The organism is Natroniella sp. ANB-PHB2 (assembly GCF_046097105.1).
In the GTDB taxonomy this organism is placed as follows: domain Bacteria; phylum Bacillota; class Halanaerobiia; order Halobacteroidales; family Halobacteroidaceae; genus Natroniella.
In genome coordinates this window covers 1,216,499-1,229,586 of the sequence record NZ_CP175562.1, presented here as the reverse complement: position 1 = coordinate 1,229,586, position 13,088 = coordinate 1,216,499, and the positions used below count along the sequence as shown (strand labels likewise).

Here is a 13,088-nt window from a genome sequence, read left to right as displayed (position 1 = left end):
GTAGTAAATAGATTAGAAGTTGTCTGGAGGATTAAAATGGAAAGGTATAAAGTTTTGATTGTAGAAGACGAAAGAAGATAGCTAGATTTTTAGAATTGTAATTACAATATGAAGGCTATGAAGTTGAGATAGCTTATGAATAGTCTTAGTTTGATTATCAGGTCAGATCTTGAAAAAGGTCTGGCTTTTAAATTGAGCAAAATTGATCTATGGCTTTTAAATTACTGAAGATAGAAGTGAGGTAGAACTTAGTTGTAAAAAGATTATTTTTGGTTTGTAATATATAGTATTTATAAATGTTACATATCATAAGCAAAGAAAGAAGTGGTTATTAGAAAAGAACGAGGAGGGTTGTATGCAAATAAAATCAATCAAAAATTTGACTAATAAAAAAATATTAATTACTTTATTAGCTCTTAGTTATCCAATCATAATCGGTGATGCTATGCATTTGATGTATAATTTAGCTGATACCTTTTGGGTAGGAAGGTTAGGAGCAGAGTATTTAGCAGCAATTTCTTTATCTTTTCCACTAATATTTTTTATTTTTTCTTTTGCTGGAGGTTTTTCTGTGGCTGGAATGACACTGATTTCGCAATATATTGGAGCAGAAAATCAGAAAATGGCTAATTTAGCAGCAGGGCAGGTTTTGGTTTTATCAGTTGTAATTTCAGTCTTTTTTTCTGGAGTAGGTTTGATTTCAGGAGAAGAATTATTACAAATAATGGGGCCTGAGGCAGAAGTATTAAAACCAGCTTGGGAATATTTTAGAATAATAATGTGGGGTATTCCTTTGGTTTTTGTTTATTTTGTATTTTCTTCAGCCCTTCAAGGAATTGGTGATACAAAAACTCCAATGAAGCTCAAATTAATAACTGTTTTAATAAATATAATTTTAGATCCGTTTTTAATTTTTGGTTGGTTTTTGTTTCCGGAGTTGGGTATTAAGGGTGCTGCTATAGCAACGATATTTTCTCGTTTTATCGGAGCAATTATAGGAATGTATCTACTCTTTACTGGTAAGAAAGGAATTAAGCTCAAGTTAGATTATCTTAAACCTGATAAAGAGATGGTTAAGCAAATAATTAAGGTTGGTTTTCCAGCTGCGATTGGGATGTCAGCTTTGTCTTTAGCAATGGCAGTTATGACTTCAATTGTAACTGCTTTTGGTACATATACTCTTGCTGCTTGGGGAATAGCTAATAGGATTACTTCAGTAATTAGAATGCCTGCTCAAGGTATGGGGCGGGCTACCGGAGTATTAATAGGTCAATTTTTGGGTGCTGACAAGCCTGATGAGGCTGGAGTTACTGCTTGGTTGGGTGCAGGGATTACATTTGGGTTTCAGATTTTAGTAGCTATACTTATATTGTTTGTTGCTCCTTGTTTGATAATGTTATTTACGGAGAACCAAAATGTAATAGAAATAGGTAGTTATTATTTGAAGATTGCTGGATTTGCTTTTGCATTTTTAGGGGTGCAGCAAGTATTATCAGAATCTTTAAAGGGGGCTGGAAATACAGTAGAGCAGATGTTATTTCGGATATTAACTCTGTGGATATTACAAATTCCGCTTTCACTTTTTATGGCTTATACGTTGGGGCTTGGTCAAAAAGGAGTTTGGTGGGCTATATTGTTGGCTAAGTTTTTAGGAGTTTTAGCAGTTATATTTTGGTTTATGAAAGGTACTTGGAAGACAAAAATAATTGATTAAAATTGATTTGTATGAGCCTTTAGTGAAGCATGGTGACTTTTTATATAATAACGTTCCCGGAGCTACTACATCTTTGTGATGGCAGGATTAAATCTGTGGTGTTATAAGTCTGAAAAGTGGTTAAATATTAAGGTTACAGGAGAAGAAAAGAAAAGGTAGCGGCATGAGGATTATAAGTAGGTAAAGAGTAGAAGGGAAGTTCTTAAAAGCATTTGATATTTCTAGAATTATTTAGTATTCTTTAGTTAAAATTAAGTAGATAATTAATTTTAAGAGGGAGGAATAAAGTATGAAGTTTAATTGGTGTACTATTACAGTGGGGGATATGGAAGAGTCTTTGGAGTTTTATCAGAAGATTGTAGGACTTGAAGTAAGTCAGGAGTTTACACTTGAAGAAGTTGAGATTGCTTTTTTAGGTAGTGGTGAAACTAAGGTTGAATTGATCTTTGACCCTAATAAAGATGCTGCTAACAATCCTGAGGGTATTTCTTTAGGTTTTGAGGTAGATTCTTTTGATGAACAGCTTGATTTTGTTAAGGAGGAGGGGTTGGAGGTAGTTGGCCCATTTCAACCTGTTCCCAATATTAGATTTTTCTTTGTGAAAGATCCTAATGGTGTTAGTATTCAGTTTGTAGAACAAAATTAAAGTTTTTAAATTTAGTGCTATTTAAGAGTTGAAGTAAATATATTTACTTCAACTTAATATTTAATCCTCAATAAAAGTAAAAAGTTCATTTACAGTAGTATTTAAAACTTTAGCTATATCCATAGCAAGCTTAAGCGAAGAGTTATACTTTCCATTTTCTAGATGAACAATCGTCTCCCGCCTAAGATTAACTAAACTTGCTAATTGTTGCTGTGTTAAATCTAACCTAGCTCGAAACTCTTTCATTTTTGTCTTTAATTTGGCCAAACTTATTTGCCCTATCATAATAAATAAATGAAAAGCAAAATACTAATATTAATAGTACAAAGTTTGCTACAAAAGTATAAATGAATATATCTGCTTTTAAAGTAAAATTGGCCCAGATATTAGCTATAACAAAGACAATTAAAGAAGCTATAAAAGCATTTCTAGTTGCTTTATTGATATTTAAATCTAAACGTTCATTATTTACTACATTTGAAAAAGCAAAGAATCTAAAAAACCCAAAGAAACCATAATAATCAGGATTAGCAGGAAATACCCCTAAAAGACCTATTAGACCCAACAGACCTAAATATTTCAGCCATTTTTTTAATACTTAATCCCTCCTTTTATTAGTTCACTCAGAGAAGTTAGATTTACACTTAAATATTGCTCAAGGTTCAACAGGTGATTTGGATGCTAATCCTAAACAGCCTAATTATATGGCCAGTGTTGGTAAGTTATTTACTTCAACTATAATTAGTATTTTATTTGAAAAAGGAGAGTTATCTTTTGATGATAGTATTAGTAAGTATTTGGGCGATGAATTACTAGATGGTCTTCATGTTTATAAAGGCAAAGATTATACAGACCATATTAAAATTAAGCATTTATTAAAACAGACATCAGGCTTGCCTGAAAACTTTTGGCCCTTGCTAGAGGATTTATTTGAAGACCCTAATTTTAAAATTAGTCCTAGGGAAGCAATTATCTGGGCCAAAGATAATTCAGAGACTGAGTGTCCACCTGGAAAAGAGGTAAATTATACCGATACTAATTATCACCTCTTGGGGTTAATCATTGAAAATATCACAGATGTTTATCCTGCAGGAAGGAGAGCTACCTCCTTTATACCAGCACGTTCGTGAAAATAGGTTAGCAAGAATTTTTCCTCCCGGGGAGGTTACTGCTTACTCTAATTACGGCACCTCATTAGCAGGTTATATAGTAGAGGTTGTGTCAGGAGTACCTTTTGCCGAATATATTGAAGAAAATATCTATAGGCCACTAGGAATGAAAAATAGCTCATTTCGCCAACCATTGCCAGAAAATTTAGCTACGAACATATCTAAACCATATCGCTATGTAGATGGAGAGTTCCAAGAAGGAAAGTTTGAGTTTATGTCTAAACCAGCAGGTAGTATGAGTACTACTGCTTCTGATATGGCTAAGTTTATGTTAGCATATTTACAAGGAGGGCAACTTAATGGCGAAAGTATGTTAATGAAGGAAACTGTTAATAAAATCTTCAGGGAACCATTTACCTTTTACCCTCTTATAAATGGAATGGCCCATGGTTTCATAAAGACCACCTTTAATGGTCGAGATACATTTCACCATGGTGGAGGGACCATGCTCTATGATACAGGATTCTATCTACTGCCAGAAGAAGAAATAGGATTCTTTATATCCCATAGTGGTGGTAGCTATCTTGCAAATATAGAGATATTCCAAAGGTTTATGGATAGATATTTGCCACAGGAAGAGGTGAGGACTCTCCAAGCACCAGAAGGTATGGGTAAAAGAGTAAAAGAGTTTATTGGAGAATATCATCAAAATCGTCGGATACTTACAACAGAGGATAAGTTTCTAAGTCTTCTTATGGGTGTTATGCATGTGAATGTGGATGACGAAGGTTATCTACTAGTTACACACTTAGGGGAAACAAATAAATTCGTAGAAATTGAGCCAGGAGTATATCACAACTTAAGAGAGGGTAGGACCCATGACTATGGTGGTGATTTTGGGACTATTGTATTATCCACAGACCCAATGGGGAAAACCATGCTGATGGCTGATGGTCCTATGAGCTATTCAATGGCTGCTTGGTATGAAACTTCTGGAATAAACTTTATTATGTTGATATTATCAATTCTATTTATAGTAGGAAGTCTACTATATTGGGGTGTTAAGGGTATTATTATAAGGTTATCTAAGAAGAGAAATCACTCTAAGAGTAATGGAATAGGAGAAAAGCGGTCAAAAGTGATAGCAATAATTCATGGTCTATTCACTTTAATTTTTGTGGCAGGGTTTATGATGGAAGGTGCTATAGATCCCGTTTACGGCTTACCAGCATCCGCTTACAGTAAGCCATCACCATTAACTCCATTATTTGATTTTGTTCCATATGCAATGACATTATTGTCAGTGGCAATTGTTATACTTACTGTAGTAGTATGGCGGAAGAAATACTGGAGGATAGCTGGACGAATTCATTATATTTTGTTTGCATTGGCTACAATGGCTTTAACATGGATATTTTATTTTTGGAATGTACTATAAGGTGAAATAGAGTAGTTATCTTATAAAAAAGGTATTGCAATTGGATTTCATTTATCTTCTTGATTGCAATACCTTATTTGATTAATAGATATAATTTACAAAGGCATCAAAAGGATATAGACAAAAATTGTATTGCAAATCTAAGGAAATCGGAGGGAATAAAGATGATTAATTCAGAGCTTTATCCAGTAATATTTAAAAGGAAATCTATACGTAAATTTGTTAAAGAGCCATTAGAAGAATCTATTATAAAGAAATTAAAAGGTCACATTAGTAAACTAGAGCCTTTGTTTGAACATATTAAGACCGAAGTTGCTATATTAGGAGAAAATGAAATAGGGGGAATTTTTTCAATTAAAGCTCCACACTACATAGCAATTTATTCTGAAGAAAAGGAAGGACATTTATTAAATGCTGGTTATCTTCTGCAACAACTTGATTTATTCTTGTCGAAAGAAGGAGTAGGAGCATTATGGTTGGGAATGGGAAAACCTCAAGAAAACCTTGATGCTAGAAATGGCTTGAAATATGTAATTACATTAGCTTTTGGTAAGGCAGATGAGGAAGTTCATAGAAATAGTATTTCAGAGTATAAGAGAAAAGAATTAGATGAAATATCTTCAGTTGAGGGTGCTGAAAAATTAATAGAAGCAGTAAGGTTGGCCCCATCTTCAACAAATAATCAACCATGGTATTTAGAAGGAACAGAAAGTGAAATGATTATTTATTGTAAAAGATTGAGTTTTTTTAAGAACATCTTTTTTCCTTTGATGAAAAAGTTTCTTCCCATAGATATGGGTATTGCTTTATGTCATTTAAAAATTGCTGCCAATAATTTTGGAAAAGAAATTAAATTTAAAAAAGAAGATAAGCCTTCTAATAAGAACTATGAGTATATAATTACTGCACATATAAAATAATAGTAGCTAATTTTCAGGCCAACTCCTCAAAGAAGAGTTGGCCCGAAAATTATATTTTAAACAAAATTAAAGTGAAAAACATAGCAAACATACTAACTAAAATACCAACAGTTACTTCGTGTGGATCAAAAGCTAAAGGTAGTAATTCATCTAAGCTAATAAAGACCATGCTTCCGGCAACAAAACCTAAAGCTAAGTGGATACGTGCCCCCAGTTAAAAATCTATGAAATCAAAGGAGATGAAATCATGAATAATTGTACCATACCTAATCCCATTAAAATTTCGGCGATGATAAAGAATGGTAATAAGGCAGGAAAGACGATCTCCCACCAAGTATGTAAGCCATTAACTGCTGCTTCGAATACCTGCTCTGAGTAAATAACCAGTGAAATAGTGACAAAGATTGTAATTAAAGCTTTGAGATTTATGATTTTTTTATTGAACTCTGTTTCCAAAAGATTCTCTCCCTTGTAGTAAGTACTTACCTAATAATATTTTATCATTGTTAATAATATTACTTAAATAGCTTGATTGAATTTGGTTAAGGACTTTTGGTTCTATATTAGTATTATTTTCAAGTCAATTAATAGTCAAAAACAAAAAATTATAGCCTAGTATTTAGAAGGTGATTTTAGCAATTGTATGTTTCATAAAAATAGTTCAAATTTGTCCAAAAAGTTAGAAGGGCAAGGGCAGATTATTATCTCTACATAGAATAGAGAATTGAGAATTATAGAACTAAGAAGGAACTTAGATAAGATAAAAAGATGGCGGAGTTTTGTTTCTTTAAACTCGTAAATAGGGATTGAGATAGTTATTTTTTAAGGTTAAAAAAATTTATGTTTGTGTATAATATTACAGTGGTAAGATATTTTTGAAGGGATAAAATATCTTATGTAGAAAGAGAAAAGATGTAATTATTAATGGTTAAAAATCTGAATAAGAGGTTGAAAAATGGAATCGGTAGAATTCTTATCATTTATTTTTTGCTTTAGCGGTTATCTCGTAAGTAAATTCCTCAAAAAAGAGATAGAGCAGTTAAAGGAAGAAGTAAACAAATTAAAGGAGTAGAAGTTTTGCAAACAGGTAAAATAAAAAGGAGGAGATGATACTGATGGAAGCAATTCGCCTAATGCGAGAGGAAGAAGAAGCTAAGATAAAAAGTCTTGCTAAGAGTTCTTTTAGTTTTTTACATGGCAGCTTAGTTAAAACAACTGAAGATACCTATGTGTATGAACTTTCAGAAGAGATTGTAGGAGTTGTGGTGCTTGAAACTTTCACTTTTAAACGAAATCGACTTGGTGGTGTTGTAAAGTGGTTGTTTACCGAGCAGAAAGCACGTGATCGTGGCGTAGCTAGTGCATTAATTGAGCATTCGGTTAAAAAATTACAAGAACTTGGTTGTGATGAGATGTTTACAACAGTTGAGGGCTATAATACTAATTCGAGTAATCGTTTTGCTGATCAAGGCTTTATGCCGCTTAGTGCTATGCAGCAGATACGGCGCTATGGTTTTAGTTTACTAAAAATAGGACCAAAAACATTTCATACAATAGATATTGGCCATTTTCTGTAGGCTAGACCTGGGGGTATGTCTCAGAGCCCAAAAGAGTCTGTAAGTTTAAAAGATACTCAGCAGGTTCCAGGCGGTGGTGCATTAGCCTGGTGGGCCAACGTATTAATTATATCAGTTATTCTAATGCTTCAACGTTTTCGTGTCGGATCATCAACTGAACTTATGTGGCAGCTACCGATTGCAGTTGCCTTGGTATTTGGAATACGTTCGCTGACAATGAAGTTAGTTGCGAATTGGATTGGATGTGAGCTTCAGTATAGAATTTGGGAAACCGGACTCACGTTCTCAGCAATTATTGCTGTTTTGTTTGGGGGAATTTTTCCGTTTCCGGGCTCATATTATCCTAAGCTAGTTCGGTGGAGCTATCGCAAAAAGTTATCACAGCTTGCAACTGTATCGTTTTTTGGTGCACTCTCGGTGCTTATTCTTGCTTGGTTTCTTTTTGCCTATGAAGCGTTAGCAATTGCTAGTACCGCACTAGCGGTGATAAGTGACCTACTCCGAACTTCATTCTTTTTGGCATATTCGTTGCTAATATATAAGGTGCTTCTTCCTTTTTTTTCTTTCGAGTCTTACAATGGGAGGCGAGTATGGGATCAACACCGCATTCTGTGGGGTGTTTTGGCAGCTGGAACTATTGCTCTTTTACTGATTTCGTAGAATTAACAAGGTAGCTGATAAAGATGAAGGGGTTTAAGATAACTTCTGAGTTTTTTTAATAGAAGAAACTTAATATGTTGAAAATTTTATTTTCAAAACAGAAGAAAGAAAGTTCTAAAGTAACAGTTTTACAAAATATTGATTTGATTGACGGGTTAAGTGATAAGATAAAAAAAGATATGATGGTATTCAGATAGGAGGAGGTTTAAATGAAAAAATTAATAATAGTAATGTTTGTTGGGGTATTAATATTATTTTCTGCTAGTTTTTATGTTAGAGCAAATTCTATAGAAGCAGAAGAGTTGGAAACTTTTCTGGATGGAGTGATTTTTAGTCAATTAGATGAGCATGACATTTCTGGTGTTACTCTGTCGGTGGTTAAGGACGGAGAGATACTTGTATCTAAAGGATATGGTTATGCTGACTTAGAAAAAAGAAAAGCAGTAGATCCCAAGCGTACTCTATTTCGGCCTGGCTCAGTTTCGAAATTATTTACCTGGACAGCAGTTATGCAGTTAGTAGAACAAAATAAATTGGATTTAAATGAGGATATTAATAATTATTTAGATTTTGAAATTCCTAATACTATATTGGGAAAGGGCTCAACTGAAGCTAAGCCAATTACTATGAAACATTTGATGACCCATACTCCCGGATTTGAGGATGTTGGCGAGGGATTGTTTGTACTTTCTGAAGAAGAAATGCTATCTTTGGAGGAATATTTAAAACAATATTTGCCTGCTCGAGTTTTCCCATCAGGTGAAATATTGGCTTATTCTAACTATGGTACAGCTCTGGCAGGTTACATAGTAGAACAGGTTTCAAGGCAAGCTTTTGAAGAGTATGTAGATGAACATATATTTAAACCTTTAGAGATGAATTATAGTACCTTCAAGCAGCCGCTTCCTGATGAACTTGCTCCGTATATGACTCGTGCTTATAAACTTGTAGAAGGTGAATATTATGAGGGTAGTTTTGAATATATTTCTGGCTCTCCTGCTGGAAGTATGAGCGTTTCTGCTGAAGATATGGCCCGTTTCATGATAGCTCATTTGCAAAACGGAAGCTATGGAGAGCAGCGAATATTGCAGGAAGAAAGCGTTAAAAAAATGCATCAACAACAATTTACCCATCATTCTGAAGTACAGGGAATGGCTCTCGGTTTTATAGAAGATAATCTTAATGGAGAGAGGATAATAACCCATGGAGGAGGTACTTCACTATTTTTTAGTGGCTTATATCTGCTTCCAGAACATAATATAGGTCTATTTGTTTCCTATAGCGATGGGACTGGCATGGAAGCAATAAAATTATTTCAAGCTTTTATGGATCGCTATTATCCGGAAAAATTAAATATTGAAGAGAAACCCCTAGATGAAGAAGCACAAGCAAGAGCAATGGCTTATGTAGGAAACTATTATCCTAATCGTATTAATTTTTCTACTTTTGAAAAACTTTTAGATTTATTTCAGAGTATACAAGTGAATATAAATGAAGAGGGTTATTTGGTAGCTGATTTTCTAGGTGAGGTATATCAGTTTGTGGAAGTAGAAGAGGGTGTTTATAAAAATCGTAATAATAATGGTACACAATTAATCAAAACAATGGCTTTTGTCAGTGATTCCGAAGGGCAAACTATGTTGGCTCCAGGAGGCCCTACAACATATAGTAAGTCTCCCTGGTATGGATCGATTTCGTTTTTGTCTCTCTTAACTGTTTTGGCAATTTTGTTGATGCTAGGTACTTTGCTGGGATGGATTATTTCTTTTTTGATACGCTGGTTTAGAAAAAAAGAAAGCAAAAGTTCTCGTGGGGCAAAAGCAGCTAGACTGATTGTAGTAGCATTTGTATTATTAACATTTATTTTCTTAGTTGGTATGATAAGTATATTTACTGACATTAATCCTGCTTATGGGGTTCCGAATATTATGTTTAATATTTATAATCCAGTATTATTTTATTTTCTCTCAAGTTTGCCTTATTTTATGTTAGTTTTGACTGTTGCCATGGTGGTATTAGCAGTAATTTCTTGGCGAGAAAAGTATTGGACTTTGGGATCTCGCTTACATTATAGTTTTGTGACATTAATGACTGGGGGATTAATGTGGGTAATGTATTATACTAATTTACTTTAATGTTTGAATAGGTAAATACGTTATATTCAAAGAGATTTTGATGGAATAGATCCTTATCAATCAATTACTAAAGAGGGGATGATTTTTGATATAGAATTTTTTGTAGATGAATTGTATGTTAAGAATAAGTTGAAGCAGGTAGACTGTCTTGAGTATATGGTTTGTACGAGGGCTCGAGAAGAGTTAATAATTATTAAAGTGAATTGAATAGGAGAATATAAAATTCAATCTTCAGTCAGATCTTAAAAAGATCTGGCTGTTTCTCATTGCTAAAAGATGATATAATAAATTTGAATTTTATTCTTATAACAACTGTTACCAGTATTTTTTAACTATTTAAAAAAGTTAATTCTTCATATGCTTTATTGATGCTTGTAAAGAGTTATTTACTAAGTTAATAGCGTAAGAATAAAATATAAGATCTGTAAGAGGAGGGAAAGAAGATTAATACTAAATTAGATTCTTTAAATAAAGGATTACGTTTATTAGATATATTTGAACGATTAAATAAAGGAGAAGTTATTAAAAAGAAGGAAGAAGCAAAAAGGTTTGCTGTTAGTAAGAAGACGATACAAAGAGATATTAATGATTTGAGAGCTTATTTTGCTGAGATGCATCCTTATGAAGACGCAACTAAATTAGTTTATAGAAGAGATAAAGGTGGCTATCTTTTAAAACGGGAAGGGAGTAAGTGGTTGACTAATGAAGAAATACTAGTTTTGGGTAAGGTTTTATTAGAAAGCCGTGCTTTTTCTAAAGAAGAGATGGATAATTTATTGGATAAATTGGTCTTACAGTCTGTACTCAAGGAGTATCAACATATTAAGGATATCATTAAAAATGAACGCTTTCATTATAATCCTGTTAGACACCAAAAGAGTCTATTTCAAATCATTTGGGATATAAGTAAAGCAATTAGAGAATCTAAATTGATTGAGATTGATTATAGAAAGAGTAATTCAGTTAATTGTAAGCAGCATCTACTTAAACCAGTAGGAATTATCTTTTCAGAATTTTACTTTTATCTAGCAGCATACATATGTGAGTATGATTTTGATTTTCCGACTATCTATCGTTTAGATCGGATTGAAAATTATAATATTAAAGAAGAAAGGTTTCATATTCCTTATGCTGAACGTTTTGAGGAAGGTGAGTTTCGGAAAAGAGTTCAGTTTATGCAGGCAGGAAAGTTGATGAAGATCAAGTTTCGATTTTTTGGTCAATCGCTAGAGGCTGTGCTGGATAGATTACCAACAGCTCAGGTGATAAAAGAAGATGGAGATTCCTATCTTATAGAAGCAGAGGTTTATGGTAGAGGCATTAAGATGTGGTTATTGAGTCAAGCTCAGTATATTGAAATATTAGAGCCAGAATATTTTCGTAAAGATATGGAAGAGACCATTACGAAGATGTTAGATAATTATCGCTAAATTATTAGTTAAAAACTGATTATTTTTTATATGGCAGGGACAGCAGTAAAAGTCTGCTTAAAGGTTGGGCAGATAGCAGCGGGATTGGTAATTATTCTATTTATCAAGAGCTTAAAGAGATTATAAATAGTGACAATATTTTTAAATTTGAGTTTCAGCCACCTGTTGCTGAGAAAATCAATGATTCATAAATAAGGAGTGATTTAATGAATCTATATGAAGGGGTAACAGATGTAGTATAGAATATAATGAGTAACAAGGAATCAAAATATTAGGTTTAATATAAATAAAATTTAGCAAAAATTTAAAGGAGGCAGATGAAATTATGGCTGAAAGCAAAGCAAGGAAGTTTGAAGAAGAATTAGAAAAAGAATATGAAAGGGTTGAAGCATCAATTAAAAAGCCTAATGTTTTATTAGTGGGGGCTACTGGAGTAGGAAAAAGTTCTCTAGTTAATTTAATATTTGGAGAAGAACTGGCTGAAGTAGGAGTTGGTGAGCCAGTTACTGAGGCAATTAATATTTATCGCAAGCCTGATGTTTCAATAGTATTATATGACACAGCAGGTTATGAAATAGGTAGCAAAAAGCAGGAGAAATTTTCTAAAGAAGTAGTTGAGTTTGTTATAGATAACCAACGGTCTGTTGATAGACAAATGCACCTTGCCTGGTATTGTATTGATGCGGCAGGTCATCGAATTACTGATTTAGATTTAAAAACAATTAAAAAGATTTATTGTTCTAATATCCCAGTTGGAGTTTTATTTACAAAGTGTGACTTAGTATCCTTAGAAGAAATTGAAAGTTTAGAAACAGAACTTTATAACGAACTGCCTAATATTTCTAGTTTTAGATTAACTACCCTTAATGATCCTAGTTTAGATTATTTAGATTTAAATAAATTAACTTCTTGGTCAATTAAGCGATTGCCGCAGGGATTAAAATTAGGATTTATTAAAGCTCAAAAAAGAAATTTAGACGAGAAAAAAGCTGAAGCAAAAAAGGCGATTAAACAGCATGTTTCAGGAGCAACGTTGATTGGTGGTTCCCCTATTCCTTTTTCAGATGCACCTCTTTTAATTACAAATCAAACTGGAATGTTTGCTAGAATATTAAATATTTATGATATGGAATATATGATTAAGGATGCAAGAATGATTTTGAGTAGTATTGGAATAAAAAAGATTATTTCAGGTTCGGGAATCTGGTTAGCAGCTCAGATAACTAAGTTTATCCCAGTAAAAGGTACAGTAATAGGTGGACTTATATCAGCTGGTGTAGCAGCGGCAATAACGACTGCTATTGGACTAGCTGTATCAGAGATGTGTTATAGGATATCTAAAGCAGCTATTGAAGGAAAAGAAGAAGAATTAAAAGATATAGTTAATAATTTTAAACCTATGCTTGGAGAGCTATTTAGAGAATATTATGAAGAGAAGAATGAAATATCTTAATTATCC

General features: G+C 33.1%; 13 protein-coding genes. 10 read left to right on the top strand and 3 right to left on the bottom strand.

Translation table 11 applies throughout. From position 1 onward, the window contains the following. Nucleotides 1-355: 355 nt before the first annotated feature. Both ACKF5P_RS06115 and ACKF5P_RS06110 read left to right on the top strand, forming a co-directional pair. The gene (locus ACKF5P_RS06115; RefSeq protein ID WP_408954342.1) at nucleotides 356-1,714 is read left to right on the top strand and encodes an MATE family efflux transporter; all 1,359 of its coding nucleotides are present in this window, start codon (nucleotides 356-358) and stop codon (nucleotides 1,712-1,714) included. 289 nt (nucleotides 1,715-2,003) lie between these two features. Beyond that, nucleotides 2,004-2,360, top strand: coding sequence for a VOC family protein (locus ACKF5P_RS06110; RefSeq protein WP_408954341.1), 357 nt, complete (start codon nucleotides 2,004-2,006; stop codon nucleotides 2,358-2,360). Between the two features lie 60 nt (nucleotides 2,361-2,420). On the opposite strand, the gene ACKF5P_RS06105 is transcribed toward ACKF5P_RS06110, so the two are convergent. Continuing rightward, nucleotides 2,421-2,606 (bottom strand): helix-turn-helix transcriptional regulator, encoded by a 186-nt coding sequence (locus ACKF5P_RS06105; protein ID WP_408956630.1) that lies wholly within the window; start codon nucleotides 2,604-2,606, stop codon nucleotides 2,421-2,423. Continuing rightward, nucleotides 2,587-2,943 (bottom strand): DUF3796 domain-containing protein, encoded by a 357-nt coding sequence (locus ACKF5P_RS06100; RefSeq protein WP_408956629.1) that lies wholly within the window; start codon nucleotides 2,941-2,943, stop codon nucleotides 2,587-2,589. Before ACKF5P_RS06100 ends, ACKF5P_RS06105 begins: the two co-directional genes overlap by 20 nt. A 91-nt stretch (nucleotides 2,944-3,034) precedes the next feature. Between ACKF5P_RS06100 and ACKF5P_RS06095 the strand changes: the two genes are divergently transcribed. The 3 genes from ACKF5P_RS06095 to ACKF5P_RS06085 all read left to right on the top strand — a co-directional run bounded on the left by ACKF5P_RS06095 (nucleotide 3,035) and on the right by ACKF5P_RS06085 (nucleotide 5,827). Further along, nucleotides 3,035-3,490, top strand: a complete 456-nt coding sequence (locus ACKF5P_RS06095) for a serine hydrolase domain-containing protein (RefSeq protein WP_408956605.1) — start codon at nucleotides 3,035-3,037, stop codon at nucleotides 3,488-3,490. Continuing rightward, a complete protein-coding gene (locus ACKF5P_RS06090) occupies nucleotides 3,423-4,907 on the top strand; it encodes a serine hydrolase domain-containing protein (protein WP_408956604.1) in 1,485 nt (494 codons plus the stop codon). Before ACKF5P_RS06095 ends, ACKF5P_RS06090 begins: the two co-directional genes overlap by 68 nt. A gap of 164 nt (nucleotides 4,908-5,071) precedes the next feature. Next, on the top strand, nucleotides 5,072-5,827 hold the full coding sequence (locus ACKF5P_RS06085; RefSeq protein WP_408956603.1) for a nitroreductase family protein: 756 nt from the start codon (nucleotides 5,072-5,074) through the stop codon (nucleotides 5,825-5,827). Between the two features lie 222 nt (nucleotides 5,828-6,049). Here the strand turns inward: ACKF5P_RS06085 and ACKF5P_RS06080 are convergent, their stop codons facing one another. Beyond that, nucleotides 6,050-6,283 (bottom strand): hypothetical protein, encoded by a 234-nt coding sequence (locus ACKF5P_RS06080; RefSeq protein WP_408956602.1) that lies wholly within the window; start codon nucleotides 6,281-6,283, stop codon nucleotides 6,050-6,052. A gap of 659 nt (nucleotides 6,284-6,942) precedes the next feature. Between ACKF5P_RS06080 and ACKF5P_RS06075 the strand changes: the two genes are divergently transcribed. The 5 genes from ACKF5P_RS06075 (at nucleotide 6,943) to ACKF5P_RS06055 (ending at nucleotide 13,082) form a co-directional block, all read left to right on the top strand. After that, nucleotides 6,943-7,404 carry a GNAT family N-acetyltransferase gene (locus ACKF5P_RS06075; RefSeq protein ID WP_408956601.1) on the top strand — a complete coding sequence of 154 codons (462 nt, stop codon included), beginning with the start codon at nucleotides 6,943-6,945 and terminating at the stop codon, nucleotides 7,402-7,404. 15 nt (nucleotides 7,405-7,419) lie between these two features. Beyond that, on the top strand, nucleotides 7,420-8,064 hold the full coding sequence (locus tag ACKF5P_RS06070; RefSeq protein WP_408956600.1) for a hypothetical protein: 645 nt from the start codon (nucleotides 7,420-7,422) through the stop codon (nucleotides 8,062-8,064). Between the two features lie 209 nt (nucleotides 8,065-8,273). Continuing rightward, nucleotides 8,274-10,199, top strand: coding sequence for a serine hydrolase (locus tag ACKF5P_RS06065; RefSeq protein ID WP_408956599.1), 1,926 nt, complete (start codon nucleotides 8,274-8,276; stop codon nucleotides 10,197-10,199). Nucleotides 10,200-10,789: 590 nt separating this feature from the next. Continuing rightward, nucleotides 10,790-11,629, top strand: coding sequence for a helix-turn-helix transcriptional regulator (locus tag ACKF5P_RS06060; protein ID WP_408956598.1), 840 nt, complete (start codon nucleotides 10,790-10,792; stop codon nucleotides 11,627-11,629). A gap of 325 nt (nucleotides 11,630-11,954) precedes the next feature. After that, nucleotides 11,955-13,082, top strand: a complete 1,128-nt coding sequence (locus ACKF5P_RS06055) for a GTPase (protein WP_408956597.1) — start codon at nucleotides 11,955-11,957, stop codon at nucleotides 13,080-13,082. The last annotated feature ends 6 nt before the right edge of the window (nucleotides 13,083-13,088 follow it).